The following is a 26,114-nucleotide window of genomic DNA, read 5'->3' on the forward strand; positions in this document are numbered from 1 at the left end:
CAGGGCTGAAAACAGTCCACCGGACTGTTTTCCGAGCGCCCTTCACCCTTCATTGTCAGGCACGTCTGGATAGCTTCATCGCTGAAACTCGGCTGCCGCCCACGCTTCCCGCTGGGCGGCAGCTTCCACATCATGTCGGGATCGAACCAGATCGTCAGCGATCCGCGCTGGCACAGTGCTTCATTGTAAGCCGACCAGTTCGTGGTCTTGTCCTTCGTAGGGGCCCAACTGCTCATACCTTCCAGCTATCACGCTCGATTCACCCAGTGAATCCCTCACTCGATTTGTGCAACAAGGCCTACCTGCCATAAAAAATATAAGGTGGCGCACCCAGTAGGATTCGAACCTACGACCTTCGCCTTCGGAGGGCGACACTCTATCCAGCTGAGCTATGGGTGCTCCGTTTTTACGGCTATAAGCTGACTGCCGTTGGGGTGCAATGGGCGAAGATCCCGAAATCGCGATCTTCGCCCGTTATTGCTTGTCAGGAAAACAGGTCGTGGCACAGCTCCAGCCCATCGACCAGCGCGTCCACGTCGGCTCGATTATTGTATAGGGCAAAGCTCGCGCGACAGGTCGCGCTAAGGCCCAGATGGTCCATGAGCGGGCCGGCGCAATGCTGACCAGCGCGGACGGCGATGCCTTTTTTGTCGAGCACCGTGGAGATGTCGTGGGCGTGGGCCTGACCTTCGATGGTAAAGGAGAAGATGCCCCCCTTCCCCGGCGCATTTCCCTGCACGTTCAGCCAGTTCAGCCCGGAGAGACGCTCCGTCGCATAGGCGGTCAGGTCGCGCTCATGGGCGGCGATGGCCTCCATGCCGAGGCCCATCATGTAGTCGAGCGCTGCGCCCAGACCGATCTGCTGGACGATTCCCGGTGTCCCGGCCTCGAAGCGCATGGGCGCGTCGTTATACTCGACCCGGTCGCGATGGACCTCGCGGATCATATCACCCCCGCCCATGAAGGGCCGCATTTCCGCCATCCGCTCGGGCCGGATGTAGATGCCGCCAGAGCCAGATGGACCATAGAGCTTATGGCCGGTGATGGCGTAGAAATCACAGCCGATCTCTTCGACGTTGACCGGCAGATGGACCGCCGCCTGACTACCATCGACGAGGACAGGAACCTCCCGCTCACGCGCGGCGCGGCTGATGGCGGCTACATCCACCACGGTGCCCAGCACGTTGGACATGTGGGTTATGGCGATGAGGCGGGTCCGGTCAGTGACCGCCTCCAGTACCTTGTCCCCAAGGAGACTGCCGTCAGGATCGGGCTCGACCCAGACGAGCTTCACGCCCTGCCGCTCGCGCAGGAAATGCCAAGGCACGATATTAGCGTGGTGCTCCATCACGGACAGGACGATCTCGTCGCCCGCCTGCATCCGCGGCATGGCCCAGCCATAGGCAACCAGATTGATGCCTTCGGTGGTGCCGGTATTCATGACAATATTATCCTCGGAGGCGGCCCCGAGGAAGCGGGCAATGGTGCCCCGCGTGGATTCGTATTTCTCCGTCGAGATCGTAGAAAGCGTATGCAAGCCCCTGTGGACGTTCGAATATTCCTCGGCATACGCACGCTGGATCGTATCAAGCACAATTCTCGGCTTTTGCGCCGAAGCACCGCTGTCGAGATAGACGAGCGGCTTGCCGTTCACCTGTCGTGACAAAATCGGAAAGTCCCGGCGGACCGTATCAATATCGAGCATGGGACGTCCTCTCAGGGAGTGATGGTCACACCGGACAGGGTGAGGAAGAAGGAGATGGCAAGCGCCACACCGACCATAACGAACAGGATCATCGCGAAGGTGCGGCCGACCGAAGCAAAGCCGTGCAATTCGGCCACAAAGGCCGAGAGCAGGTAAAAAAACAGCACCACCCCGGCGATGAGCAGCAGCCCGGCAAAGGGCGGCGCGATAAACAGCATGAGCGACTGGGCGATCTGTAGCAGGACCATGATGGCTTGCACCCATGTGACTGTCATGAGGGCGCCCGCAAAATCACCCTTGCCTCCCATCGCGCGTCCGACGCGATCCACAAGGCCGATGATCACGACCATCGCCGCGAATTGAAGGGCCCCGAACAGCACAGGTGACAGGAAGACCGGCGGGGACATTCCGGGTGGCAAGGCAGCACGGATCAGAATGTTACCGAGCTCGGCCAGAATAACCGACAGCACGATCACCAACGCCAGCGCGTGCCACAGGACGGAGGCCGGCAGGTTCAGATCCAGAAGGCGGCGCATGGTGGGGCGTGGTGCCTTGACGCTTTGTGCGGCGAGGCGAACGAGACCGCCGGGGCTAAGATCAACGGTCATGGGCGCTCCACCCGGTAGAGGCACGCGCCCCAGATCAGCACAAAGGCGCCCAGCGCCACGATTCCTATCACGTCCAGCCCTACCCCCGGACCAACCAGCCCCGCAACCAGCCCCCACAGGAGCCAGAGCGGTGCCGCTGCGAGGAACGACCAGAACAGCGCCATGCGCGCCTCGCTATAGGTCCCCTGCCCGCCCACGAGCTTTGCCACGAAATGCGATACGCCCGCGATGCCATAAAACACCAGCGGCGCCACAAAGAGCCAGCCGAACAGCGCCCCGCCGATCATCACGTCGAGTTCCTGCCCGGTCTCTATGCTTTGGCGCTGCAGACGCGGAGCCTGCGCCAGGAAGACCAGAAAACAGCCCAGCATCAGCGTGGCCAGTGCCCGGGCCTCGCGGCGATAGACCGGACCCAGCCGCCGCAAGAGCGTGTCTCCGGGATGCGCGTAGCTGCGCAGGATATCGGCGGTCAGGGACATGGGTCAGCCCGCGTGCCTCTCAAGCCAATGCTCCAGCCGCAACAGAAGGCTTTCAGAGATCTTCGGATCCTCGATCTCCTCCAGCGTCTCGGCAACGAAGGCCAGCACAAGCAGGTCCTGAGCGCGCCGGTTGGGAATGCCGCGTGCCCGCAGGTAGAACAGCATATCCTCATCAATGGCGCCGGTGGTCGAGCCATGGGAGCAGGCCACGTCATCGGCGTAGATCTCCAGCTCGGGTTTGGCGAGAAACTGGCTGTCTTCGTCGAGCAAGAGCGCCTGACTGATCTGGTAACCGTCGGTTTTCTGCGCCCCGGGTTGCACGAGGATCTTTCCCTGAAACACACCCACGGCGCCGTTCTTCAGAACCTTCTTAAAGACCTGCCGACTTTCGCAATTCACCGCGTCATGGGTCACAAACACCGTGTCATCATGGTGGAACGGCGCCGTCTTGCCGTCCCCGATGGCAGCACCAGCCACATGGGCGACCGCATCATCTCCGGTAAACCACACGATATGCTCATTCCGCGTCAGCGCGCCGTTCAGGGTCGAGGTGAAGGACTTGAATACCGACTCCCGACCCAGCCGGGCCAGATCGTGGCAATTCGACCGCCGGGCCGTGTCACGCCCCTGCGCGCGGACGTGATGCAGCACGCCCGTATCCGCGATATCGGCCTCAAGCACCGTATTGAACCGCGCGCCGGGAGAACCCGCTTCGAGGAAGGTCAGCTCCGCGCCCTCTTCGACCTTGATCACATGGTGAAGGATCGGATCGCTGTCGGCACTGGCATGCTCGTAGCGCAGGCAAATGGGGCGGGCAGGCTTACCCGTCACACGGACCAGCACGCCTTCGGTGGCATGGGCCGTGTTCAGCGCAGCAAAGGGCCGGGCCACGGGCGTCTGGGCGTCCGCTTCCAGCGTCCCGTAGAGATCCCGCGCCCAGTGGATATCGGCCACGCCGCTCTGGGACAGGAGCGAGATCTCCACCCCCTCCAACTCCAGCGCATCCGAAGCGTCGGCGTCATAGACCCCGTCCCGGAACACAATGTTCAGCGCCTCGATCCCGTCATAGATCGGCGTCTCGCCACTCTCATCCTTGGGCTCCGAGCGCGGCGGCTCCGCAGCATTCAGGTCGGCGGGCTTGGTAAAGCGCCAGTATTCGTCGCGCGGCAGGGGCAGGCCCATCTCCGCCAGACGCGACGCCGCAGCGGCCCGCGCCGGAGCGGTCCAGCCACTGCTAAGCGGTGCTGGCAATGTCGCCAGCCGCGCCTCGGTCAGCTCTCGCTTTTTCTCCAGAGCGACCATCAAGCGTGCTCCTTCAGAATATCCGCATAGCCGTTCTCTTCGACCTCGAGCGCAAGCTCCGGGCCACCCGTCGCGATGATCCGGCCATTGGCCATGATATGCACTACGTCCGGTTTGATGTGGTCGAGCAGCCGCTGGTAGTGGGTAATGACGAGGAAACCCCGATCCTCCGAGCGCAGCGCATTCACGCCCTGCGCCACCAGCTTCATGGCGTCCACATCGAGGCCAGAATCGGTCTCGTCGAGGATGCACATTTTCGGCTCAAGCATGGCCATCTGCAGAATTTCATTGCGCTTTTTCTCACCGCCGGAAAAGCCCACATTGACCGGCCGCTTCAGCATATCAGCGTCAATCTTCAGCTCTTTGGCCTTCTCACGGATCACTTTCAGGAACTCGGCCGCGGACATCTCGTCCTCGCCACGCGCCTTTCGCTGGGAGTTCACGGCGGTCCGCAGAAAGGTCATGTTGCCGACGCCGGGGATCTCCACCGGGTATTGGAACGCCAGGAAAATCCCGGCCGCCGCGCGCTCTTCGGGTTCCAGCTCCAGCACATCCTCACCGCCCAGCGAGACCTCGCCATCGGTCACCTCGTAGCCATCCCGGCCCGAGAGCACATAGGACAGCGTCGATTTGCCAGAGCCGTTCGGCCCCATGATCGCGTGCACCTTTCCGGGCTCGACCGTGAGGTTAACACCTTTGAGGATCGCTTTATCCTCTTCCTCAAGTTTGACGTGCAGATTCTTGATTTCGAGCATTTTTTATTCCTTGCGTATCCCTGTCAGCCCAGCTCAGTCCAGCACCACAGCGGTGCCCGAAGCCGAGACCATCAGCATTCCGTTTTCTTTTCCCACCGTCTCGTAATCGAGATCGATGCCGATCACCGCGTTGGCACCTGCATCGCGCGCGCGGTCTTCAAGTTCCTTCAGCGCCGTCTCCCGCGCCTCGTTCAGGCTGCGCTCATAGGCACCCGAGCGGCCCCCGACAATGTCCGTAATCCCGGCAAACATATCCCGAAAGATATTCGCACCGAGAATCGCCTCACCGACTACAACGCCCCTGTAGGCGGTGATCTTGCGCCCCTCGACCGACGGCGTGGTGGTCAGGATGATCTCGCTCTTGTTCCAGAAACTCATGTCATTCTCCGAAGTCAGGCCTGATCGACAAAGGCACGGGCAAGCAGTGGCAGGTCTGCCGGTGTGATCTGGCGCGGTGTGAGCTCAAAGCGGACCATGCGTCCGACGCGTTCGACCGGCGCGCCGTAGCGCTCGGCCAGATGATATTTCCGCCGCTCCGCGTAATCGTCCCAGAGCAGCGTTGTGGGCCGCGTGATGTTGAACAGGGTCGCTAGGAAGCAGCCCAGCCGAAACCGTCCGTCCACAAGCACCAGATCCGGCCCCTGCCCGTCCATTTTGGACCAAACATCAAGGGCATATCCCGGGAATTGCAGCATATGCTTGTTCGTCCGCGGGGCGCCCCATTTCCGGGTGGGACCGATATCTTGCCAGATCAGCTCCACAGAGTGGCCGGGACAGGCGGCGTCGAGACTGCGGCGCAAACGGTCGGCCCAATCCCGATCGCTCTCGACCGAATAGACGGCACGATGGGTCTGCTGCGCCGCCAGAACCGTGGACCCGCCCGAGCCATATTCGAGGATCACGTCAGACCGGCCATACCAGTCGCTTACATATTCCGCGACCTCAGGGTCAAAGCTCAGACCGGGCAGGAACAGGTCGCCCGCAGCATCCGCCACGCGCTCCGTCTGTTCGAGTGTGATCCCGGTCATCGCGTTTAGTCCCACCTTGACCCGCTCAGCCCACCGAGCCTTCGAGGCTGATCGCCACAAGCTGTTGAGCTTCCATGGCAAACTCCATTGGCAGCGCCTGAAGGACCTCTTTGCAGAAGCCGTTCACGATCAGCGCCACGGCCTCTTCCTCGTCCATGCCCCGCTGGCGGCAGTAGAACATCTGGTCATCATCGACCTTCGATGTGGTGGCCTCGTGTTCGACGCGGGAAGAGTTGTTCTTCACCTCGATATACGGAACCGTGTGGGCGCCGCATTTGTCGCCGATCAGCAGGCTGTCGCACTGGGTATAATTCCGCGCGTTTTTCGCCTTGGGGTGCATGGAGACCAGCCCGCGATAGGTGTTCTGGGCGTGACCGGCGCTGATGCCTTTGGACACGATGCGCGAACGTGTGTTCTTACCCAGATGCACCATCTTCGTGCCCGTATCGGCCTGCTGCCAGTTATTGGTGATGGCGATTGAGTAAAACTCGCCCTGGCTCTCATCGCCGCGCAGAATGCAAGAGGGGTATTTCCAGGTCAGGGCCGAGCCTGTCTCAACCTGGGTCCAGGACACTTTCGACCGGGCGCCCCGGCAATCGGCGCGCTTGGTGACGAAGTTGTAGATCCCGCCCACACCGTTCTCGTCGCCCGGATACCAGTTTTGCACCGTCGAATACTTCACCTCCGCATCGTCCAGTGCGACGATCTCGACCACGGCGGCGTGGAGCTGGTTGGTGTCCCGCATCGGCGCCGTGCAGCCCTCAAGATAGCTGACATAAGCGCCCTCATCCGCGATGATCAGCGTCCGCTCGAACTGGCCGGTATTCTCGGCGTTGATGCGGAAATAGGTGCTCAGCTCCATGGGACAGCGTACGCCCTTTGGCACGTAGACGAAGGAGCCGTCGGAGAAGACCGCCGAGTTCAGAGTTGCAAAATAGTTGTCCTGCACCGGCACCACTGACGCGAGGTATTTCTTCACCAGCTCGGGATGCTCACGGATCGCTTCGGAGATCGAGCAGAAAATCACCCCTGCCGCCTCCAGCTCCTTCTTGAAGGTCGTGCCCACAGAAACCGAATCGAACACCGCGTCCACGGCGACCTTGCGGCCCTCGGCAAGCGCGTCTTCGGCGCCCTCGACCCCGGCAAGAATCATCTGCTCCTTCAGCGGGATACCGAGCTTTGCATAGGCTTCCAGCAGCTTCGGATCAACGTCGTCCAGCGATTTCGGCTTATCCTTCATGGAAGCCGGCTGTGCGTAGTAATATTGCTCCTGATAATCCACCGGCGCATAATTCAGCATCGACCAGTCGGGCTCTTCCAACTGCTGCCACCGGCGAAACGCCTCCAGCCGCCACTCGGTCATCCACTCGGGCTCTTCGTTGCGCTCTGAGATCAGCCGCACGATGTCCTCGTTCAGCCCCTTCGGCGCGAAATCCATCTCAACATCGGTGGCCCAGCCGTGCTTATAGGTGCCGAGCTTGGCGACGGCATCGACCGTCTCCTGATCGACCCCGTCCTTCACTTCGGTATCCAGAACCGTCTGATCGGTCATCGTCAACTCCTCTTCAGGCGGCACGCGCCCGGTGTTTCACCCATTGCCCGAGCCAGGTTTCCGCGAACCTGCCCAGCTCTTCATCCGTTGTCGCGGGTCCGATGGAGACCCTCAGCGCCGACCCGGCAGCCGTCTCGTCAAATCCCATGGCCGCCAGCACACCCGACCCGCGCAGTTTTCCGCTGGAGCAGGCCGAGCCTGCCGAGACCGCGAACCCCGCCAGATCCATCTGCATCACCTGCGTCTCACCCTTCCAGCCGGGCGCGATCATCAGCGTCGTGTTGGGCAGGCGGTCCGCCCCCTTGCCTGCGCAGATAAGACCGGGAGCCTCCGCCATCAACCGCTCTTCCAGCGCATCACGCCGCGCTGCGACCTCTTGCCAGACTCCGTCGGCGAGATCCCGGCCTGCCGCTTCGGCTGCTGCACCAAAGCCCGCGATGGCCGCGACATTCTCCGTCCCGGCCCGCCGACCCATCTCCTGGCCGCCGCCCTTCAGCCGCGCTGTCACATCAAGGCCGCGACGAATGAAAAGCGCACCGATCCCCTTGGGACCGCCGATCTTATGCGCGGAGACAAAGGCCATATCGACCCCACTCCAGTCAAATGCAAAGGGCACCTTGCCAAAGGCTTGCGTCGCATCGACAACGGCCAGCCCCTCGGGCAGCGGCTGAATCACGCCGGTTTCGGAATTGGCCGCCTGCAGGGCTGTCCGCGCAGGCTCCCCGACCTCAACGGCGCCGTGAGAATCAACAGACAACTCCGAGTGGCACCAGGCCAGCACGGCCTCATGCTCCACAGGCGCGCAGACCAGATCGCGCTTGGCACAGGCCAGCGCCGCAGCCTCCGTCGCGCCGGAGACAAAGACCACATCGGCCCCCATCGCCCCCGCCGCCTCGGCGACCTTCGCCCGGGATCGTTCTATCAGTGCCCGCGCCGCCCGACCCTCAGCATGGATCGAGGACGGGTTGCCCAGCTGATCCAGCGCCGCCACCATGGCCTCTCGGGCCTCGACGCGCAGCGGAGCCGAGGCGTTCCAGTCGAGATAAGCCCTAATCATCGGTCACCTCAAACAGCGACGGGACCGCAGGGCATGGCGCCAGCGAATTATTGGCCACATCGGACAGCCGTGTCTGGTGCAGGAACACGTAGACATGGGCGGAGAGGCTTTCCCACAGCCGGTTGTTCAGCGATTGCGCGCGGGTGCCGGACAGGCCACCCTTGGCCCCTGCCCCGGTTTCCATCGCGCTCACCGTCTCATCCACCGCAGTCAGGATATCCACCACCCGGATTTCCGACGCCGGCCGTGCCAGACGGTAGCCCCCGCCGGGGCCACGGACCGAGGTCACCAGCCCGGCGCGCCGCAATTTGACGAACAGCTGCTCCAGATAAGCCAGCGACACGTTCTGCCGCTGGGACAATTCCGCGAGCGAAACCGGCGTGTCCGCGCCGGACAGATACAGATCCGTCAGCGCGACCATCGCATAGCGACCTTTGGTGCTCAGCTTCATAACGGATCTTACCCCGGAGTTGACGACAGGACACTTGGCGCATACCTCCCCTCTTCGGAGATATCTACGGCCCAAGCTATAGTTTAGAATTATTCTAAGGATTAGCGTGCGGAACGTCAAACAGATTGCCGACCCCATCCGGGTGAGGCCGATACAGGAGATCGTGTGAATGCCCGAGGTGATTTTTCCCGGACCCGAGGGACGGCTTGAGGGTCGTTATCACCCCCAGAGAAAGCAGGACGCGCCCATCGCGATCATCCTCCATCCCCACCCGCAGTTCGGCGGGACGATGAACAACCGCGTCGTCTATAACCTGCATTACGCCTTCCATAATATCGGCTTTACCGTGCTGCGGTTCAATTTCCGTGGCGTGGGCCGGTCGCAAGGCGAGTATGATCAAGGCGTGGGCGAGCTCAGCGATGCCGCGTCCGCGCTGGACTACCTGCAATCGATGAATGCCAACGCCAAGCACTGCTGGGTCGCGGGATTCTCTTTCGGTGCTTGGATCGGAATGCAGCTTCTCATGCGCCGCCCGGAGATCACCGGGTTCATCTCGGTGGCGCCGCCAGCGAACATGTACGACTTCTCATTCCTTGCGCCCTGCCCGTCTTCGGGTCTGGTGATCAACGGCACCGCCGACCGTGTCGCGCCGCCGAAGGATACGCAGGCACTGGTGTCGAAACTGCATGAGCAGAAAGGCATCACCATCACCCACGAGGAAGTCGAGGGCGCCGATCACTTCTTTGCCGATCCGCATATGGACCCGATGATCGAGAGCATACAGACCTACGTCAAACGTCGCCTGACCGAGAATACGCGGTAACGAAGCAACCACAGCATGGCGCAGGGGGTAATGCCCCTGCCCATAACCTCATTAGTCCGGTCGATCACGATAAACTGCTGTCAGAGACCGCGCAGATCGCCATGTAATGTGAAGAACGGCATGTGCTCGCGGTTTGCAGTTTCTCGCATCATGATCATCGATACGATACGGAACGTTGATCCCACATCCACGGACAGCCCGGGCAACCACTGCTCAACTTGGTGACTGTAGAGCCAAGGCTCGACTGAAAACATCAACAGAACGTCGAACGACTTTTCATCATCTGAATATTTTTTCACCTTCTTGGAGATGACGGCACCCATCTCTTCATGAAAACGCTCCTTCGACCATTGCATTTTTTTAAACAGATCACCGCGACTGTGCGCTTCACCCTCGGCGGCCATAGACTTATGGCCGCTGTTCACGAGCTGGACGACTTCGATGGAGATTGACCGACCGGCAATCAACGCCATTACATCGGGCGGATCATGTTCTGGCGATATGAGCTTTATCTTCTCAGCGACCGACCTTTCAAAACCCGCGTCACACCAGTCCCGGCACACCTTCAGCTCGACCCACGCCTTCCAGGTGCCGCGCATTTTTGCCAAATTACTGAACCCGCCGTAGTCGCTGTTTCTCAGCTTAAGCGTCCGCTCCAGTTCTTCTGTCCATTCGATATCAGTCAAATGACTGCCAGTGGTCTGTCGTTGCATCCTGAGCACTCGTTACATGCCGGCGCGTGTTAACGCACAAACTCATTCGGTATCCCACGGTATACCCTTTTCACAGGTTCCTCTTTCCTTTATGAGCGAGATCAAAGAGCTCAATGAAACGAGGGACCCCATGTCGAAAATCAAGGTTGAAAATCCGGTCGTCGAACTCGACGGCGACGAGATGACCCGGATCATCTGGGACTTCATCAAGAAGAAGCTGATTCTGCCCTATCTGGACGTGGATCTGCTCTATTATGATCTCGGCATCGAAGAGCGGGATCGCACCGACGACCAGATCACCATCGACGCGGCCGAGAAGATCAAGGAAATCGGCGTCGGTGTGAAATGCGCCACGATTACGCCCGACGAGGCCCGCGTCGAGGAGTTCGGCCTCAAGAAAATGTGGCGCTCGCCCAACGGGACGATCCGCAACATTCTTGGCGGTGTTGTTTTCCGGGAGCCGATCATCTGCTCCAACGTGCCGCGTCTGGTGCCCGGCTGGACCCAGCCCATCATCATCGGCCGTCACGCCTTTGGCGACCAGTACCGCGCCACCGACATGAAATTCCCCGGACCGGGCAAGCTGTCGATGAAATTCGTCGGCGAAGACGGCACTGTGATCGAGGAAGAGGTCTTCGATGCGCCCTCCTCCGGCATCTACATGGGCATGTATAACCTCGACAAATCCATCGAGGATTTTGCCCGTGCATCCTTTAACTACGGGCTGAAGCGCGGCTATCCGGTCTATCTCTCGACCAAGAACACCATCCTCAAGCAGTATGATGGTCAGTTCATGATCATCTTCCAGCGGGTGTTCGACGAGGAATTTGCCGATAAGTTCAAGGAAGCCGGTCTGACCTATGAGCACCGCCTGATCGACGACATGGTCGCGGCAGCCATGAAGTGGTCCGGTGGCTATGTCTGGGCTTGTAAGAACTACGATGGCGATGTGCAGTCCGACACCGTGGCGCAGGGCTTCGGCTCGCTGGGTCTGATGACCTCGCAGCTGATGACTCCCGATGGCAAGATCGTCGAGGCCGAGGCTGCCCACGGCACCGTGACCCGTCACTACCGCCAGCACCAGAAGGGCGAGCAGACATCGACCAACTCGATTGCCTCGATCTTTGCCTGGACCGGCGGCCTGAAGCACCGCGCCAAACTCGACGACAACGCCCAGCTGCGCAACTTTGCCGAAACGCTGGAAAAAGTCATCGTCGACACGGTGGAATCGGGTCACATGACCAAGGACCTGGCGCTGCTTGTCGGCCCCGAACAGGGCTGGCTCACGACCATGGGCTTCCTCGACAAGATCGACGAAAATCTGCAAAAAGCGCTGAGCTGAGCCTTTTCTCAGGACCAGCGAGGGGTGTGCCCTGCTATGGGCGCACCCTTTTTATGTTCCGGGCGCTGCCTGGCCTTGCACCGTCCTGCCGGGGCCGCATAGGCTTGGCCGCGTGACCCCAAAGCGAGCTCCTATGACCCGCCTGACCATCCTTCTGCCCATTCTGCTCTCTGCCTGCGCGTTGCCGGACATCAACGTGGCCGCGCCGCCCGAGACTGCCACGCGGCCGGAGCTGCGCCCGGTCGAGGAGATCGTTTTGCAATTGCCAAAGACCAGTCAGGCGACCCCCATGGTGGCTGAGGATCTGCAGGCGCAGGCCGAGGCGCTCGAGGCGCGCGGCGCGGCCCTGCCCGATCACGCGGTGGACCCGGCTGAGCAGGCCCGACTGGCCGCCCGGGCCGAGCGGCTGCGCAAATTGCGTGACGGGGGCTGACGCCCCCTTTGATCCCGCGCACAAACCCGCTACACGCGACCCGTCCGGAACCTGCCCCAAAGGAGCATTTCATATGACCCAGCCCCTTCGTCTTGGCATTGCTGGCCTCGGAACCGTCGGCGTCGGTGTGATCCGGATGGTGCAGCGCCACGGCGAAATGCTGGCCACGCGCGCCGGGCGTCCCATTTCGATCTCCGCCGTGTCAGCCCGCAACAGGGACAAGGATCGCGGCGTCGATCTCTCTGGCTATGCATGGGAAGACAACGCCGCTGATCTGGCCGCGCGGGACGATGTGGATCTGGTGGTCGAGCTGATCGGCGGTATTGAGGGCTCGGCGCGCGAGACCGTCGAGGCCGCGATCGCCCATGGCAAGGACGTGGTGACCGCGAACAAGGCTCTGCTGGCGATCCACGGTCATGATCTGGCGACAAAGGCCGAGGCGGCGGGGCTGGCCCTGCGCTTCGAGGCGGCTGTTGCGGGCGGTATCCCCTGTGTCAAAGCGCTGACCGAGGGCCTCGCAGGCAACAAGATCGAGCGCGTCATGGGCGTGATGAACGGCACCTGCAACTACATCCTGACCCGGATGGAGAGCGCGGGTCTGCCCTATGAGACAGTATTCGCCGAAGCCAATGATCTGGGCTATCTGGAGGCCGACCCGACCCTCGACGTGGGCGGCATCGATGCGGGCCACAAGCTCGCCCTGCTGGCCGCTGCCGCCTTCGGCATCCGGGTGGATTTCGACGCTGTGCGGCTTGAAGGTATCGAGCGCGTGACCATCGACGATATCACCCATGCCGCCGATATGGGCTTTGCGATCAAGCTGCTGGGCGTGGCGCAACTGACTGGCCGGGGGCTCGACATGCGCATGTCTCCCTGCCTTGTCCCGCTGGCCTCGCCGCTGGGACAACTTCATGGGGCCACGAATATGGTGGTGTTCGAGGGCGATGCCGTGGGCCAGATCGTCCTGCGCGGTGCCGGAGCGGGCGAAGGTCCCACCGCCAGCGCCGTCATGGGCGACATCGTAGATATCGCGCGCGGCCTGCGCTTGCCGGTCTTCGGCGTGCCCGCCGACCAGTTGCGCGCCGAGACCCGTGCCAACACAGGCGCGCCTTCGCCGTATTACCTGCGCATGGATATCCTCGACAAACCCGGCGCGCTGGCGAAAATCGCCGCCTGCCTCGGTGAGGCAGGAATCTCCATCGACCGGATGCGCCAGTATGATCACGCGGACACCAACGCTCCGGTGCTGATCGTGACGCACAAAGCCGGTCGCACGGAGCTCGATGCTGCGATCGAGGCGATGGCGCGGACTGGTGTGCTGGCCAGCGAGCCCGTGGCCTTCCGGATCGAGCAGATCGGCGAGTGATCCGGACCTGCCGCCTGCGACACTGTGGGCGGTAACAGCCTTGTGCCCTGAGGTCACGACGGGCAATACGACCCCGGACGTAGCAAAAAAGGCGGAGTGCCATGAAGGATTTCAACGATCGCATGTTGTCGCTGGGCTTGGCCCGGGTTTCAGAAGCGGCGGCGCTGGCCTCTGGCCTGTGGATCGGGCGCGGAGACGAAAAGGCTGCCGATCAGGCCGCCGTCACCGCCATGCGCACTCAGCTCAACAAGCTCGACATTGCCGGCACCGTGGTGATCGGTGAGGGCGAACGCGACGAGGCGCCGATGCTCTATATTGGCGAAGAGGTCGGTACCCAGAACGGTCCCGAGGTCGATATCGCGCTCGATCCGCTCGAAGGCACGACCCTGACCGCCAAGGATATGCCCAACGCGCTGACCGTGATCGCCATGGGCCCGCGCGGCTCGCTCCTGCACGCGCCCGACGTGTACATGGAAAAGCTGGCGATCGGCCCCGGCTACCGTCCCGGTGTGGTGACCATGGACATGTCCCCCGCCGAGCGGGTCTCCGCACTGGCCGCGGCCAAGGGCGCCTCGACCCATGACATCACCGTCTGCGTGCTGGAACGTCCCCGCCACGAGGACCTGATCGAAGAGCTGCGCACCACCGACTGTGCCATTCGCCTGATCACCGACGGCGACGTCGCGGGCGTGATCCATACCGCCGACAGCGACCGGACGGGCATCGACATGTATATGGGTTCGGGCGGTGCGCCCGAGGGCGTTCTGGCCGCCGCCGCGCTGAAATGCATGGGCGGTCAGATGTTTGGCAAGCTGCTGTTCCGCAATGATGACGAGCGTGCGCGCGCCGATAAGGCCGGGATCAAGAACCTCGACCGCGTTTATACCCGCGACGATCTTGTGATGGATGACGTGATCTTTGCCGCGACTGGCGTCACCGACGGCTCCATCGTCCCCGGCATCAAGCGCGAGCCCGGCTACCTGACCACCGAGACCATCCTGATGCGCTCGAAAACCGGCTCGGTGCGCCGCATGTCCTACCGCAACCCCATCGAGCGTTCCCCGAAAGGCCTCTGATCATGATCCCCACCAGCTTCCCCGACCGCGCCGAGATTGCTCGTCTGTCGGCGCAGATGCTGCTTGAGATCGGGGCGGTGCATTTCAACGCGCGCGAGCCCTTTACCCTCGCGAGCGGCCTGCCCTCGCCCACCTATATCGACTGCCGCAAGCTCATCTCCTACCCGCGCATCCGTTCGACGCTGATGGATTTCCTAACCGTCACCGTGATGCGCGACGCGGGCTTTGAGGTTTTCGACAACATCGCGGGTGGCGAGACGGCGGGGATCCCCTTTGCCGCGATGGTGGCCGAGCGGCTCGCCCTGCCGATGACCTATGTGCGCAAAAAGCCCAAAGGTTACGGTCGCAACGCCCGGATCGAAGGCGTGATGACCGAGGGCCAGCGTGTGCTGCTGGTCGAAGATCTGACCACCGATGGCGGCTCGAAACTGTCCTTTGTGGACGCGATCCGCGACACCGGCGCGACCTGCGCTCATACGGCGGTGATCTTCTCCTACGGGATCTTCCCGGAGACAGAGCGGACTCTGGGCGATCACGGGGTCACGCTGCACAGCCTTTGCACCTGGTGGGACGTGCTGGCGGCGGCCAAGGCGAGTGGCAGCTTTGACGACGAGACTCTGTCCGGTGTGGAGGCGTTCCTGAACGATCCGCGTGCCTGGCAGGAAGCCAACAAGAAGGGCTGAAGCCCGTCTCGCGCCCTGCCCTGGCAGTTAGGGCGCGATTCTTCCACAGCCTGTGGAAACCGGGGATAACTTCCGTCATTCTGTAGTCGCTCTGCGCCGCTCCCCCAGATCTGGTGGTAACAGCGCTGTGTCTGTCCCCATACAGAACCCCTTGGCAGCGCCCCTGAGGTAGGGCTAGACCAGTGCTGACACCGCCGATTTGGGAGGCCCGCCGCGCCATGGTTCAGATGATCACGCCCCGCAAGGAGACCGATGCCGAGGCTGACCCGACCGCGCCGATTCCCCACAATATCGAAGCCGAGCAACAGCTCCTCGGGGCGCTCCTGACCAATAATGACTGCTACGATTCCGTGGCCTCGATCATTGACGAGAACCACTTCTACCTGCCTGTCCATGGCCGCATCTATCAGGTCGCCGCGGCCCGTATCGCCAAGAACGCACTGGCCTCTCCGGTGACGCTCAAGGCGTTTCTCGAAACCGACGAAGAGCTGAACGAGTTGGGCGGGCCCACCTATCTGGTGAAACTCGCGGGGGCCGCGATTTCCTCTTATGCCGCAGCGGATTACGCCCGGATGATCCATGAGATGGCGGTGCGTCGCAAACTCATGGACCTGGGACGTGACATCGCGGACAAGGCCATGCGCGTGGATGTGGCCTCCGACCCCAAAGACCAGATCACCGAAGCCGAACAGGCGCTCTATAAGCTGGGCGAGGCCGGTCAGGCCAATCAGGGATTCCAGACCTTTCTGCGCGCGGTCACCGACGCCGTGCAGGTCGCCAACGCCGCCTATAAGCGCGACGGGCAACTCGGCGGCACCTCCACCGGGCTGATCGATCTAGACAAGAAACTCGGCGGCTTGCACCGCTCTGACCTGTTGATCCTCGCCGGGCGTCCCTCCATGGGGAAAACCTCGCTCGCCACCAACATCGCCTTCAATATCGCCAAAGCTTATCGTCGGGGCGTCACCGAGGACGGGACCGAAGGCGCAGTAGATGGCGGCGTGGTCGGGTTCTTTTCGTTGGAAATGTCCGCCGAACAGCTCGCCGCGCGGATCCTGTCCGAGGCCTCCGAGATCCCATCCGAACAGATCCGGCGCGGCCAAATGACCGAGGGCGAATTCCGCCGCTTTATCGAGGCCGCCAAGGATCTTGAGGCCTGCCCGATCTTCATCGACGACACCCCCGCCCTGCCCATCTCCCAGCTCGCCGCCCGCGCGCGCCGGCTGAAACGGGAGCACGGGCTCGATGCGCTGTTCGTGGACTACCTTCAGCTCGTCCGCCCCGCGACCGCCAAGGACAGCCGGGTGAACGAGGTCTCCGAGATCACTCAAGGCCTTAAGGCCATTGCCAAGGAACTGAACATCCCCGTGGTCGCCCTGTCGCAGCTCTCCCGTCAGGTGGAGAACCGCGAGGACAAACGCCCCCAGCTCTCCGATCTCCGCGAATCGGGCTCCATTGAGCAGGACGCCGACGTGGTCATGTTCGTGTTCCGCGAGGAATATTACAAAGAACGCGAAAAGCCCGCGGACGACAATCTCGAGGCAATGGCGAAATGGCAGGACACCATGGAGCGCTGCCATGGCAAGGCCGAGGTCATCATCGGCAAGCAACGCCACGGCCCCATTGGCTCGGTTGATCTCAGCTTTGAGAGCCAGTTTACCCGGTTCGGCAACCTTGTGCAGAACTACCAGCGCGACGCTGGCGATTTTTGAGCATCACCGGCGTCAACCACGTGACCCTCGCGGTGTTAGATCTGGACCGGTCGGTCATATTCTACACGGATCTGCTCGGCGCCCGGCTCCGCGCCCGATGGCCGGACGGGGCCTATCTGACCCTCGGTGATCTCTGGCTGTGCCTCGAACTGACGGTGCATATGTCGCCACGCGAGGATGACAGTCATCTGGCCCTGAGCGCAGCGCCCGGTTCCTTTGATCCGCTGGCCCGTCGCATCCGCAGCGAAACGCGGATCTGGAAAGAGAATCGCTCTGAAGGAGCGTCTGTGTATTTCCTCGATCCCGACGGCCACCGGCTGGAACTGCACAACGGCACCCTTGCGTCGCGGCTGGCCCATTACCGCTGCCATCCGGTGGACGGGATGGAGATTTTCGGAGATACGGGGACCGAACGCAGCTGACCCGGGAGATGAGACATGGGGACCGGCAGACTGAACATTGATCTGGGCGCCGTGGTCGCCAACTGGCGGGCGCTCGACGCCATGACCGCGCCCGATTGCGAGACCGGCGCGGTGGTCAAGGCGGACAGCTACGGGCTCGATGCCACCCGCGTGGCTCCGGCCCTTTATGAGGCAGGTGCACGGACCTTCTTTGTCGCCATGGCCGAAGAAGGCGCTGCAATCCGTACGGTCGCCGGGCCCGACGCCCGGATCATGGTGTTTTCGGGGCATATGGCCGGAGATGCGGAGGTGATTGCGGCGCAGGGCCTGATCCCGATGCTCAGCTCCGTAGATCAGGTTCAGCGGCATTTCGAGGCTCTGCCCGATCATCCTTTCGGTATCCAGCTCGACAGCGGCATGAACCGGCTGGGTTTGGAGCCCGCCGACTGGGCCGACCTTCGGGGTGAGGTTCTGGCAAAGGGACCCGCCCTGATCATGTCCCATCTGGCCTGTGCCGACGATGCAGCCGACCCGATGAACCGGCAGCAATTGGACTGCTTTCGAGAGATGACCGAGGGCGTTGATGCGCCGCTGTCACTCGGGGCGACGGGCGGCATTTTGCTGGGCGAGGAGTATCATTTCGACATGACCCGCCCGGGAATCGGCCTCTATGGTGGATTTCCTTATGAGGACGCGCGCCCGGTGGTCCGCCTGAGCCTGCCAGTCATCCAGACCCGCACCGTCGCGCCGGGCGAAGCGGTTGGCTACGGGTGCAGCTGGCGCGCGACCAGAGAGAGTCGCATTGCGACGGTTTCCTGCGGCTATGCTGACGGTCTGATCCGTGCCATGAGCAGCCGCGCCATGCTGTATCACGAGGGCACCGCTTGCCCTCAAGTGGGCCGCGTGTCCATGGACACGATTACCGTGGATGTGACGGATCTCGGCGGTGAGCCAGAAGCGCTCGATATCCTCTGCCCAAAGCAGGGAATCGACATCCTCGCCGACGCTGCGGGCACCATTGGCTACGAGATCCTGACCTCCCTCGGCGCGCGCTATAACCGCGTCTATATCTGAGCTCATGGCCAGAACCGCCTCATATGTTTGCCAGAGTTGCGGCGCGACCAGCTCGAAATGGTCCGGGCGCTGCGACAGTTGCGGGGCCTGGAACACCATTGTCGAGGAGACGCCGATCTCCGCCGGTCCGGCGAAAAAGTCACTGGGGGCCGCGCGCGGCACGGGGATGACCCTCCTTGATCTCGATGCCGAAGAGGCGCCCCCGCCGCGCACCCATTCGGGACTAGACGAGCTGGATCGGGTACTGGGCGGGGGGCTTGTTCCCGGCTCCGCGATCCTTGTGGGCGGTGACCCCGGCATCGGCAAATCCACTCTGCTCCTGCAAGCTGCCGCGACCTTTGCAAAGAACGGTCTGCCCGTGATCTATGTCTCGGGCGAGGAATCGAGCGCTCAGGTCCGCCTGCGAGCCTCACGGCTGGGGCTGGGTGGCGCGCCGGTTCAGCTTGCCGCCGAAACCAATCTGCGCAACATTCTGACCACGCTCAAAGAAGAGCGCCCCGGCCTCGCGATCATCGATTCGATCCAGACGATGTGGGCGGATAATGTGGAGAGCGCGCCGGGCTCCGTCGGTCAGGTCCGCGCCGCCGCCCATGAGCTGACCAGCTTTGCCAAGCGTCACAACGTGGCCATCGTCCTCGTCGGTCATGTGACGAAAGAAGGCCAGATCGCCGGTCCCCGGGTGGTCGAGCATATGGTGGACACGGTGCTCTATTTCGAGGGCGAACGCGGCCATGCCTTCCGCATCCTGCGCGCCGTGAAAAACCGCTTTGGCGCGGCGGATGAAATCGGGGTGTTTGAGATGACCGGCGGAGGGCTGACCGAGGTTGCGAACCCCTCCGCTCTGTTTCTGGGCGAGCGCGAGGCGCCGTCCGCCGGCTCTGCGGTCTTTGCCGGCGTCGAAGGCTCCCGGCCCGTTCTGTGCGAAATTCAGGCGCTGGTTGCGCCCACGCCCCACAGTCAGCCGCGCCGCTCGACCGTGGGCTGGGATGGCGGCCGGCTAAATATGATTCTCGCGGTGCTTGAGGCGCGCTGCGGAATCCCGTTCTCAGGGCTCGACGTCTATCTGAATGTCGCCGGTGGCTTACGTGTGCGGGAGCCTGCGGCTGACCTTGCGGTTGCAGTGGCGCTCCTTTCTGCCCGCGAAGATGTGTCTTTGCCGCCGCAAAGCGTAGTCTTTGGCGAAATCGCCCTGTCCGGACGGCTCAGACCCGCCGGTCAGACCGAAAACCGGTTGAAAGAAGCGGCTAAACTTGGTTTCCAGAGCGCCATCGTGCCGGAGCATTCCGCAGCGGTGGGCGATCATGGGCTTGAGCTGAAGCGCTTCCCCGATCTGGCCACGCTCGTCGGGGATATGTTCGGCGCCGGGTGAGAGGACGGATATGGACGGATATACGATCGTCGACGGGATCGTCGTGTTGCTGCTGGTGGTTTCGGCGCTGCTGGCCTATTCGCGCGGGTTCGTGCGCGAAGCGACCTCCATCGCGGGCTGGATCGTCGCAGGCATCGGCGCCTTCGCGTTCGCGCCAATGGCCCAGCCGCTGGTCCGGGAAATCCCTTATCTCGACAAGTATCTGTCCTCCTCGTGCGAGCTGTCGATCATCTTCGCCTTCGGCGCGGTGTTCCTCGCGTTTCTCATCGTCTTCTGGGTGTTTACCCCGATCCTGTCGGGCCTGATTCAGGACAGCGCTCTGGGACCGGTGGACCGGACGCTGGGCTTCGTTTTCGGGGTGCTCCGGGGGCTGGTGCTGATTGCGGTGGCGTTCTTTGTTTATGAGAAAGTTGCCGTCACCGAAGGTGTCGCGCAAGTAGATCAGAGCCGTAGTGCCAATATATACGCGAAATCTCAGAACGCCATCGAGGACACCATGCCCGAGGACGCGCCCGGCTGGATTGTCCAGCGTTACGAGGGACTTGTGTCCTTCTGCGACCTCTGACGACGGGTCCGCGCCTCGCGGATGGATATGGTGACCACGGCGGCAATGATAATGGTGCCGCCGCCGATCACGTAGCTGTCCACCTTTTCGTCAAACAGATACCACCCCGCCAGCGTCGCCCAGACCAGTTGCAGGAAGACAAGTGGCTGCGTCACGCTGATTGGCGCGGAGCGGAACGCGAGGGTCATGGTGAAATGTCCCGCCGTCGCCGCCGCCGCGACAAGAGCCAGCACGCCGAGCTGCGCCATGCTCGGCCAGACCCACTCGATAAGGGCCACGGGCGCAAGGAACAGCCCCGTCCACAGCGACAGCATAATGACGACAAGTGTCGGTGAAGCGCCACCGCTGAGAGATTTGGCCATCAGGTACGACCCAGCAAAACACAGGGCCGTGGCCAACATGGCGATATGCCCCGGATCAATCGGGCGGATGCCCGGGCGCAGGATCAGGATCACGCCCACCAACGCCGCGAGGATGGCCAGGCCCCGGATCCACGAAAATCGCTCTCCGAGAAAGAGCGCGGCCCCGATGGTGATGTAGACCGGCGAGAGGTAGTTCAGCACCTGCACTTCGGCGAGCGAGATGCGGGTCATTGCATAGAACCAGAAAACCACACCGGCGGCCTGAAATACCCCGCGAATGGCGAAAACCCGCATTTGCGTCCGGCTCACCCGGAGCGGCTCCCGCAGCATCAGAGGCAGGAGCAGCAGAATGCCGATAATGTATCGCAGAAACGCCGCTTCGCCCGCCGGAATGCCGCCGCCCAGCGCTTTGACGAGGATATTGACCGCGACAAAGCAGAACCCCGTCAATACCATCCAGAACGCGCCGACCAGAGGCCGGTCTTGCGCGCTCACAGGATGAGACTCGCGGCGATGGCAAACATGGTCAGGGCCACCAGCCCGTCCAGGATGCGCCAGGCCGACGGTCGGGCGAAGAGCGGCGCCAGCAGACGCGCGCCATAGCCCAGTGAAAAGAAGAACGTGAAGGAGGCGCAGACCGCTCCGAGGCCAAACAGCCACGGTGGATCATAGGTGGTGGAGACCGAGCCCAGCAACACCACCGTATCGAGATACACATGTGGATTCAGCCAGGTGAGGGCGAGGCAGATGCTCACGGCCTGACCCAATGTCTGCTGCTGATCCTCTGCCGCCTGCATTCCGGTCCCGGGGCGCAAGGCCGAGCGGAGCGAGATCAGACCATAGATGATGAGGAACGCCGCGCCGCCATAGCGCATGGCGGGCTCCAGCCATGTTAGACGTTCGACCAGCCAGCCGAACCCCGCCACGCCCGCGGTGACCAGCAGCGCGTCTGAGATCGCGCAGGTCAGAACGACCGCCAGCACATGGCTCCTCCGGATCCCCTGACGCAGCACAAAGGCATTCTGCGACCCGATCGCGAGGATCAGGGAGAGGCCTAGGCCGAAACCGGCGAGAAATGTGCTCATATCAAAGATCCGCCAATGCGGAAGTCATCAGGGAAGCCGGTGTGGAAAAGCGACGCCGGGCTGGTCCCCGGCGCACAGAATTGGATCAAAGCTGCTCCATAACCTCATCGGATGTTTCGAAATTCGCCGTGACCGTCTGAACATCGTCATCATCCTCAAGGGCTTCCATCAGCTTCATCAGCTTCTGCATCCCCTCAAGATCGAGCTCGGTGGTGGTTTGCGGACGCCAGACCAGCTTGGTCGAGTCCGACTCGCCGAGTTCCGCCTCAAGCGCGTTTGACACTTCGTTCAGATCGGTCGCCTCGCACCAGATAACATGCTCTTCGTCCGAGCTCTCCACGTCCTCGGCACCGGCCTCGATGGCAGCCATCATCACCGTATCCGCATCACCGACGCTGCCGGGATAAGTCACCTGACCCTTGCGGTCGAACATGAAGGACACCGAGCCCGTCTCGCCCAGATTACCGCCATTCTTCGAAAAGGTGGAGCGCACGGTCGAGGCGGTCCGGTTGCGGTTGTCGGTCATCGCCTCGACGATGATGGCCACGCCGTTCGGGCCGTAGCCCTCATAGCGGATCTCTTCGTAATTCTCCGCATCACCGCCCTGAGATTTCTTGATCGCGCGGTCGATCACGTCCTTCGGCACGGAGTTCGACTTGGCTTCCTTCACCGCCAACCGCAGGCGCGGGTTTTTATCGGGGTCGGGATCGCCCATCTTCGCGGCGACAGTGATTTCCTTCGCCAGCTTGGAAAACAGCTTGGAGCGCGCCGCATCCTGACGCCCCTTGCGATGCTGGATATTCGCCCATTTGGAATGGCCGGCCATGGCTCTCTCCGGTCTGAAAACAATCTTGCGGGGTATAGGCCGTAGACGGTCCGGCGTTCAAGGCCCGCCGGACGCCAGACCCCTAACGAAAAGACCCCCGCCGCGGTGGCGAGGGTCCGTCAGATCAGATCTCTGGACGGCTTCAGCCGACGAGCTCAAGACCCGAGAAGAAGAACGCGATCTCTTCTTTGGCAGTTTCCGGCGCGTCGGAGCCGTGCACGGAGTTCTCGCCAACGCTCTCGGCGAACTCGGCGCGGATGGTGCCCGCATCGGCTTCGGCGGGGTTGGTGGCGCCCATCACTTCACGGTTCTTGGCAATGGCGCCTTCACCTTCGAGGACCTGCACAACGACCGGCTCGGAGGCCATGAATTCGCACAGCTCGTCATAGAAGGGACGCTCGGCGTGGACGGCGTAGAACTGGCCCGCCTGCGCTTTGGTCAGGTGGATGCGCTTTTGCGCGACGATGCGCAGCCCGGCATCCTCGAACTTGGCGTTGATCTTGCCGGTCAGGTTGCGGCGGGTGGCGTCGGGCTTGATGATCGAAAGGGTGCGTTCGGTGGCCATGTGTGCCTCTGTATCCTACGTGGACCGCCCCATGCGGCCCGTCATGTGGGGCGCCCGTTACCACGGCCTGCGAGGGGTGAAAAGACGTAGCCGGTCTTACACAGCGCTCAGCCACGACCGCTTGCGCCTGTAGCGTACAGATCCGACAGGCGACTCCTGGCTTCTCATGCCTTGCTCTTTGTGTCCGGAAATACCCCGGGGTCCGGGGCAGCGCCCCGGTAAGCTCTGCGAGACGCTTTCCCATGGCGCCCGGCTCTGCTAGGCGCAGCCTATGCTACGGATCCGAAACATCTCCTATTCCATCGCCGGGCGGCCGCTCTTTGACGACGCCTCCGCTGATATTCCCGCAGGCCACAAGGTCGGCGTTGTGGGCCGTAACGGCACGGGGAAGACAACGCTCTTTCGCCTGATCCGCGGGGAACTTGCGCTGGAGGGAGGCGAGATTACCTCGCCGAAAAGCGCGCGCCTCGGCGGCGTGCGCCAGGAGGTGCCGTCCTCGGACACGTCGCTGCTCGACACCGTGCTGGCTGCCGACACGGAGCGCGCCTCCCTCATGGCCGAGGCCGAAACCGCCACGGATGCCGGTCGCATCGCCGAGATTCAGACGCGGCTCGCGGATATCGACGCCTGGTCCGGTGAAGCGCGGGCGACGCAGATCCTGAGGGGGCTCGGCTTTACCCAAGCCGAGACACTCCAGCCCTGCTCCGCCTTTTCGGGCGGCTGGCGGATGCGGGTGGCTCTGGCGGGGGTGCTGTTCTCCCGTCCAGATATCCTGCTGCTCGACGAGCCGACAAACTATCTCGACCTCGAAGGCGCGCTGTGGCTGGAGAGCTATCTGGCCAGCTACCCGCACACGGTGATTCTGATTTCGCATGACCGAGAACTGCTGAACCGTTCGGTCGGGGCGATCCTCCATCTCGAAGACCGCAAACTGACGCTCTATCAGGGGCCCTACGACACCTTTGCCAAGACCCGCGCGGCGCGGATCGCGGCGAAGGAATCGGAGATCCGCAAGCAAGAAGAGCGGCGTGCCCATTTGCAGAGTTTCGTCGACCGCTTCCGCGCCAAGGCGACCAAGGCACGGCAGGCCCAGTCGCGGCTGAAGATGATCGAACGGATGGAAACCATCACAACGCCGCAGGAGGCTGCGCTGCGTGCGTTTTCCTTCCCGGAGCCCAAGGAACTGTCGCCGCCGATCCTGACCACCGAAGGCGTCTCGGTCGGCTATGGCGGCGCGCCGGTTCTCTCACGCCTGTCGCTCCGGATCGATCAGGATGACCGTATCGCGCTGCTTGGCCGCAACGGCGAAGGCAAGTCCACCCTGTCGAAACTGCTGTCCGGGCGGTTGGCTGAGCAAGGCGGTCAGCTGACCCGCGCGGCAAAGCTACGGGTGGGGTATTTCGCCCAGCACCAGGTAGATGAACTGCATCTGGATGAAACCCCGCTTGACCACATCCGTCGGCTGCGCCCGGACGAAGCCCCTGCCCGGCTGCGCGCGCGGCTGGCCGGGTTCGGACTCGGTGCGGAACAGGCGGAGACGCTCGTGGGATCGCTGTCTGGCGGACAAAAGGCGCGGCTCTCCCTGCTCATCGCCACCCTCGACGCGCCGCAACTGTTGATTCTCGACGAGCCGACCAACCACCTCGATATCGAGAGCCGCGAGGCGCTGGTCGAGGCGTTGACCATGTATTCCGGCGCCGTGGTGCTGGTGTCCCACGACATGCACCTGCTGTCGCTGGTGGCCGACCGGTTGTGGCTGGTGAAGGACGGTCAGGTTGCGCCCTATGACGAGGATCTGGAAGCCTATCGCCAGTATCTCCTGCAACGGGCGGGCAATTCGGACGCGAAGTCGAAGAAAGCCGACAAGGCCAAAGCCCCCAAGCGCCCCTCTCGTGAAAAGATGCAGGCCCTGCGCAGCGAGGTCCGCAAATCCGAAGCGCGGATGGAGAAACTTCAGGAGATGCGGGATAAGCTGGCGGAAAAGCTTGCCGACCCTGCGCTTTACGAAGACGACCGGATCGGCGATCTTGAGGTCTGGAACCGAAAATATGCCGAGGTCATGGAAGCCATCGACCGCGCCGAGACGCTCTGGATGACCGCTCTGGAAAAGCTTGAACAGGCCGAGAGCATCGGAGGAGAGCCCGCGTGACGTTTGATTTCACCATCACGGCGTTTGTGTCGCTCCTGGTCATCATCGACCCGCTCGGTATGACGCCCATTTTTGTCGCGCTGACCTCGGGCATGTCCAAAGCCATGCGCCGCAGCATCGCCATCCGGGCCTGCATCACCGGCACCGCGATCCTGATGATGTTCGGGCTGTTTGGCGACGCGGTGCTGGGCTTTATCGGGATCTCCATGCCGGCCTTCCGCATCGCCGGAGGTTTGCTCCTTTTTCTGACCGCGCTGGAGATGCTTTTTGGCAAGCGAACCCAGCGGCGGCAGGATCAGGCGGATGAGCCCGGTGACGACCCGTCGGTCTTCCCCATCGCGATTCCACTGCTGGCCGGGCCCGGCTCCATCGCCACGATTATTCTTCTGACCGATCAGGCGGGTGGCGGCGTGATCGGCTATCTGGGGGTGTTTGGCGTGATGCTGGCGGTGGTCGCGATTTGCTTTGTGATGTTCCTCCTGTCGGAGCGCATCGAGAAGGCACTGGGCGATACGGGCATCCTCGTGGTCACCCGTCTCCTCGGAATGCTGCTGGCCGCGCTGTCCGTGCAATTCGTCATCGACGGAATCGTCAACTCGGTTCTGGCACTCGGCTGACGGCGTTCCCATATCG

The 26,114-nt window shown here is 62.5% G+C and carries 29 protein-coding genes and 1 tRNA gene; 13 read left to right on the top strand and 17 right to left on the bottom strand.

The window, feature by feature from the left end:
* The 12 genes from FEV53_RS08965 to iscR all read right to left on the bottom strand — a co-directional run.
* A partial coding sequence (locus FEV53_RS08965; protein WP_185962149.1) for a transposase occupies nt 1–236 on the bottom strand: 236 nt, incomplete at its 3' end.
* 86 nt (nt 237–322) lie between these two features.
* Nucleotides 323–399: transfer RNA gene (locus FEV53_RS08970), tRNA-Arg, on the bottom strand.
* Between the two features lie 85 nt (nt 400–484).
* Entirely contained in the window at nt 485–1,705 is a 1,221-nt protein-coding gene (locus FEV53_RS08975) for a cysteine desulfurase (RefSeq protein ID WP_142834483.1), read from the bottom strand.
* A gap of 11 nt (nt 1,706–1,716) precedes the next feature.
* Nucleotides 1,717–2,313 (bottom strand): Yip1 family protein, encoded by a 597-nt coding sequence (locus FEV53_RS08980; RefSeq protein ID WP_142834484.1) that lies wholly within the window; start codon nt 2,311–2,313, stop codon nt 1,717–1,719.
* Nucleotides 2,310–2,792: a YIP1 family protein gene (locus tag FEV53_RS08985; protein WP_142834485.1), complete on the bottom strand. Its 483-nt coding sequence runs from the start codon at nt 2,790–2,792 to the stop codon at nt 2,310–2,312. Before FEV53_RS08985 ends, FEV53_RS08980 begins: the two co-directional genes overlap by 4 nt.
* A 3-nt stretch (nt 2,793–2,795) precedes the next feature.
* Nucleotides 2,796–4,094, bottom strand: a complete 1,299-nt coding sequence (locus FEV53_RS08990) for a SufB/SufD family protein (protein ID WP_142834486.1) — start codon at nt 4,092–4,094, stop codon at nt 2,796–2,798.
* The gene (sufC, locus tag FEV53_RS08995) at nt 4,094–4,849 is read right to left on the bottom strand and encodes a Fe-S cluster assembly ATPase SufC (protein ID WP_142834487.1); all 756 of its coding nucleotides are present in this window, start codon (nt 4,847–4,849) and stop codon (nt 4,094–4,096) included. The genes FEV53_RS08990 and sufC overlap by 1 nt, the downstream gene beginning before the upstream one ends.
* 33 nt (nt 4,850–4,882) lie before the next feature.
* Entirely contained in the window at nt 4,883–5,203 is a 321-nt protein-coding gene (locus FEV53_RS09000) for a heavy metal-binding domain-containing protein (protein WP_142834565.1), read from the bottom strand.
* Nucleotides 5,204–5,241: 38 nt separating this feature from the next.
* Nucleotides 5,242–5,877 carry a class I SAM-dependent methyltransferase gene (locus FEV53_RS09005; protein ID WP_246100767.1) on the bottom strand — a complete coding sequence of 212 codons (636 nt, stop codon included), beginning with the start codon at nt 5,875–5,877 and terminating at the stop codon, nt 5,242–5,244.
* A gap of 25 nt (nt 5,878–5,902) precedes the next feature.
* On the bottom strand, nt 5,903–7,429 hold the full coding sequence (sufB, locus tag FEV53_RS09010; RefSeq protein WP_142834488.1) for a Fe-S cluster assembly protein SufB: 1,527 nt from the start codon (nt 7,427–7,429) through the stop codon (nt 5,903–5,905).
* Nucleotides 7,430–7,442: 13 nt separating this feature from the next.
* Complete coding sequence (locus FEV53_RS09015) at nt 7,443–8,486, bottom strand: cysteine desulfurase family protein (RefSeq protein ID WP_142834489.1); 1,044 nt, start codon at nt 8,484–8,486, stop codon at nt 7,443–7,445.
* Nucleotides 8,479–8,937, bottom strand: a complete 459-nt coding sequence (iscR, locus tag FEV53_RS09020) for a Fe-S cluster assembly transcriptional regulator IscR (protein WP_142834490.1) — start codon at nt 8,935–8,937, stop codon at nt 8,479–8,481. Before iscR ends, FEV53_RS09015 begins: the two co-directional genes overlap by 8 nt.
* A gap of 169 nt (nt 8,938–9,106) precedes the next feature.
* Here iscR and FEV53_RS09025 point away from each other — a divergent pair, with 169 nt between their 5' ends.
* A complete protein-coding gene (locus FEV53_RS09025; protein WP_142834491.1) occupies nt 9,107–9,760 on the top strand; it encodes an alpha/beta hydrolase in 654 nt (217 codons plus the stop codon).
* 80 nt (nt 9,761–9,840) lie between these two features.
* Here the strand turns inward: FEV53_RS09025 and FEV53_RS09030 are convergent, their stop codons facing one another.
* Nucleotides 9,841–10,473 carry a hypothetical protein gene (locus FEV53_RS09030; RefSeq protein WP_142834492.1) on the bottom strand — a complete coding sequence of 211 codons (633 nt, stop codon included), beginning with the start codon at nt 10,471–10,473 and terminating at the stop codon, nt 9,841–9,843.
* Nucleotides 10,474–10,603: 130 nt separating this feature from the next.
* Between FEV53_RS09030 and FEV53_RS09035 the strand changes: the two genes are divergently transcribed.
* From FEV53_RS09035 to FEV53_RS09080, 10 genes are all read left to right on the top strand, one after another.
* Nucleotides 10,604–11,815, top strand: coding sequence for an NADP-dependent isocitrate dehydrogenase (locus FEV53_RS09035; protein WP_142834493.1), 1,212 nt, complete (start codon nt 10,604–10,606; stop codon nt 11,813–11,815).
* 133 nt (nt 11,816–11,948) lie between these two features.
* Entirely contained in the window at nt 11,949–12,248 is a 300-nt protein-coding gene (locus tag FEV53_RS09040; RefSeq protein WP_142834494.1) for a hypothetical protein, read from the top strand.
* Nucleotides 12,249–12,321: 73 nt separating this feature from the next.
* Entirely contained in the window at nt 12,322–13,614 is a 1,293-nt protein-coding gene (locus tag FEV53_RS09045; protein ID WP_142834495.1) for a homoserine dehydrogenase, read from the top strand.
* 101 nt (nt 13,615–13,715) lie between these two features.
* A complete protein-coding gene (gene glpX, locus FEV53_RS09050) occupies nt 13,716–14,690 on the top strand; it encodes a class II fructose-bisphosphatase (RefSeq protein WP_142834496.1) in 975 nt (324 codons plus the stop codon).
* Nucleotides 14,691–14,692: 2 nt separating this feature from the next.
* Complete coding sequence (locus tag FEV53_RS09055) at nt 14,693–15,373, top strand: orotate phosphoribosyltransferase (RefSeq protein ID WP_142834497.1); 681 nt, start codon at nt 14,693–14,695, stop codon at nt 15,371–15,373.
* A gap of 227 nt (nt 15,374–15,600) precedes the next feature.
* On the top strand, nt 15,601–17,085 hold the full coding sequence (locus tag FEV53_RS09060) for a replicative DNA helicase (RefSeq protein WP_142834567.1): 1,485 nt from the start codon (nt 15,601–15,603) through the stop codon (nt 17,083–17,085).
* Nucleotides 17,086–17,087: 2 nt separating this feature from the next.
* On the top strand, nt 17,088–17,507 hold the full coding sequence (locus FEV53_RS09065) for a VOC family protein (RefSeq protein WP_221931601.1): 420 nt from the start codon (nt 17,088–17,090) through the stop codon (nt 17,505–17,507).
* Between the two features lie 15 nt (nt 17,508–17,522).
* Nucleotides 17,523–18,560, top strand: coding sequence for an alanine racemase (gene alr / locus FEV53_RS09070; protein ID WP_142834499.1), 1,038 nt, complete (start codon nt 17,523–17,525; stop codon nt 18,558–18,560).
* A gap of 4 nt (nt 18,561–18,564) precedes the next feature.
* The gene (gene radA / locus FEV53_RS09075; RefSeq protein WP_142834500.1) at nt 18,565–19,929 is read left to right on the top strand and encodes a DNA repair protein RadA; all 1,365 of its coding nucleotides are present in this window, start codon (nt 18,565–18,567) and stop codon (nt 19,927–19,929) included.
* A 10-nt stretch (nt 19,930–19,939) separates the two neighbouring features.
* Nucleotides 19,940–20,494 (top strand): CvpA family protein, encoded by a 555-nt coding sequence (locus FEV53_RS09080; protein WP_142834501.1) that lies wholly within the window; start codon nt 19,940–19,942, stop codon nt 20,492–20,494.
* On the opposite strand, the gene FEV53_RS09085 is transcribed toward FEV53_RS09080, so the two are convergent.
* The 4 genes from FEV53_RS09085 to ndk all read right to left on the bottom strand — a co-directional run bounded on the left by FEV53_RS09085 (nt 20,461) and on the right by ndk (nt 23,332).
* On the bottom strand, nt 20,461–21,351 hold the full coding sequence (locus FEV53_RS09085) for a DMT family transporter (protein WP_281283469.1): 891 nt from the start codon (nt 21,349–21,351) through the stop codon (nt 20,461–20,463). The two genes, FEV53_RS09080 and FEV53_RS09085, sit on opposite strands and share 34 nt — an antisense overlap.
* A complete protein-coding gene (locus FEV53_RS09090) occupies nt 21,348–21,941 on the bottom strand; it encodes a LysE/ArgO family amino acid transporter (protein ID WP_142834502.1) in 594 nt (197 codons plus the stop codon). The genes FEV53_RS09085 and FEV53_RS09090 overlap by 4 nt, the downstream gene beginning before the upstream one ends.
* An 85-nt stretch (nt 21,942–22,026) precedes the next feature.
* Complete coding sequence (locus FEV53_RS09095; protein ID WP_142834503.1) at nt 22,027–22,767, bottom strand: YebC/PmpR family DNA-binding transcriptional regulator; 741 nt, start codon at nt 22,765–22,767, stop codon at nt 22,027–22,029.
* Nucleotides 22,768–22,909: 142 nt separating this feature from the next.
* Entirely contained in the window at nt 22,910–23,332 is a 423-nt protein-coding gene (gene ndk, locus FEV53_RS09100) for a nucleoside-diphosphate kinase (protein ID WP_142834504.1), read from the bottom strand.
* A 271-nt stretch (nt 23,333–23,603) separates the two neighbouring features.
* Between ndk and FEV53_RS09105 the strand changes: the two genes are divergently transcribed.
* Together FEV53_RS09105 and FEV53_RS09110 are read left to right on the top strand one after the other, a co-directional pair.
* Nucleotides 23,604–25,481 carry an ABC-F family ATP-binding cassette domain-containing protein gene (locus FEV53_RS09105; RefSeq protein WP_142834505.1) on the top strand — a complete coding sequence of 626 codons (1,878 nt, stop codon included), beginning with the start codon at nt 23,604–23,606 and terminating at the stop codon, nt 25,479–25,481.
* Entirely contained in the window at nt 25,478–26,098 is a 621-nt protein-coding gene (locus tag FEV53_RS09110; RefSeq protein WP_142834506.1) for a MarC family protein, read from the top strand. Before FEV53_RS09105 ends, FEV53_RS09110 begins: the two co-directional genes overlap by 4 nt.
* The last annotated feature ends 16 nt before the right edge of the window (nt 26,099–26,114 follow it).

The organism is Palleronia caenipelagi (genome assembly GCF_007004065.1).
Taxonomy (GTDB): Bacteria; Pseudomonadota; Alphaproteobacteria; order Rhodobacterales; family Rhodobacteraceae; genus Palleronia; species Palleronia caenipelagi.

Coding starts and splice junctions, on each gene's coding strand:
- FEV53_RS08975 (WP_142834483.1), bottom strand. CDS start 1,705: ATGCTCGATATTGATACGGTCCGCCGGGACTTTCCGATTTTGTCACGA.
- FEV53_RS08980 (WP_142834484.1), bottom strand. CDS start 2,313: ATGACCGTTGATCTTAGCCCCGGCGGTCTCGTTCGCCTCGCCGCACAA.
- FEV53_RS08985 (WP_142834485.1), bottom strand. CDS start 2,792: ATGTCCCTGACCGCCGATATCCTGCGCAGCTACGCGCATCCCGGAGAC.
- FEV53_RS08990 (WP_142834486.1), bottom strand. CDS start 4,094: ATGGTCGCTCTGGAGAAAAAGCGAGAGCTGACCGAGGCGCGGCTGGCG.
- sufC (WP_142834487.1), bottom strand. CDS start 4,849: ATGCTCGAAATCAAGAATCTGCACGTCAAACTTGAGGAAGAGGATAAA.
- FEV53_RS09005 (WP_246100767.1), bottom strand. CDS start 5,877: ATGACCGGGATCACACTCGAACAGACGGAGCGCGTGGCGGATGCTGCG.
- sufB (WP_142834488.1), bottom strand. CDS start 7,429: ATGACCGATCAGACGGTTCTGGATACCGAAGTGAAGGACGGGGTCGAT.
- FEV53_RS09015 (WP_142834489.1), bottom strand. CDS start 8,486: ATGATTAGGGCTTATCTCGACTGGAACGCCTCGGCTCCGCTGCGCGTC.
- iscR (WP_142834490.1), bottom strand. CDS start 8,937: ATGAAGCTGAGCACCAAAGGTCGCTATGCGATGGTCGCGCTGACGGAT.
- FEV53_RS09025 (WP_142834491.1), top strand. CDS start 9,107: ATGCCCGAGGTGATTTTTCCCGGACCCGAGGGACGGCTTGAGGGTCGT.
- FEV53_RS09030 (WP_142834492.1), bottom strand. CDS start 10,473: ATGCAACGACAGACCACTGGCAGTCATTTGACTGATATCGAATGGACA.
- FEV53_RS09035 (WP_142834493.1), top strand. CDS start 10,604: ATGTCGAAAATCAAGGTTGAAAATCCGGTCGTCGAACTCGACGGCGAC.
- FEV53_RS09040 (WP_142834494.1), top strand. CDS start 11,949: ATGACCCGCCTGACCATCCTTCTGCCCATTCTGCTCTCTGCCTGCGCG.
- FEV53_RS09045 (WP_142834495.1), top strand. CDS start 12,322: ATGACCCAGCCCCTTCGTCTTGGCATTGCTGGCCTCGGAACCGTCGGC.
- glpX (WP_142834496.1), top strand. CDS start 13,716: ATGAAGGATTTCAACGATCGCATGTTGTCGCTGGGCTTGGCCCGGGTT.
- FEV53_RS09055 (WP_142834497.1), top strand. CDS start 14,693: ATGATCCCCACCAGCTTCCCCGACCGCGCCGAGATTGCTCGTCTGTCG.
- FEV53_RS09060 (WP_142834567.1), top strand. CDS start 15,601: ATGATCACGCCCCGCAAGGAGACCGATGCCGAGGCTGACCCGACCGCG.
- alr (WP_142834499.1), top strand. CDS start 17,523: ATGGGGACCGGCAGACTGAACATTGATCTGGGCGCCGTGGTCGCCAAC.
- radA (WP_142834500.1), top strand. CDS start 18,565: ATGGCCAGAACCGCCTCATATGTTTGCCAGAGTTGCGGCGCGACCAGC.
- FEV53_RS09080 (WP_142834501.1), top strand. CDS start 19,940: ATGGACGGATATACGATCGTCGACGGGATCGTCGTGTTGCTGCTGGTG.
- FEV53_RS09090 (WP_142834502.1), bottom strand. CDS start 21,941: ATGAGCACATTTCTCGCCGGTTTCGGCCTAGGCCTCTCCCTGATCCTC.
- FEV53_RS09095 (WP_142834503.1), bottom strand. CDS start 22,767: ATGGCCGGCCATTCCAAATGGGCGAATATCCAGCATCGCAAGGGGCGT.
- ndk (WP_142834504.1), bottom strand. CDS start 23,332: ATGGCCACCGAACGCACCCTTTCGATCATCAAGCCCGACGCCACCCGC.
- FEV53_RS09105 (WP_142834505.1), top strand. CDS start 23,604: ATGCTACGGATCCGAAACATCTCCTATTCCATCGCCGGGCGGCCGCTC.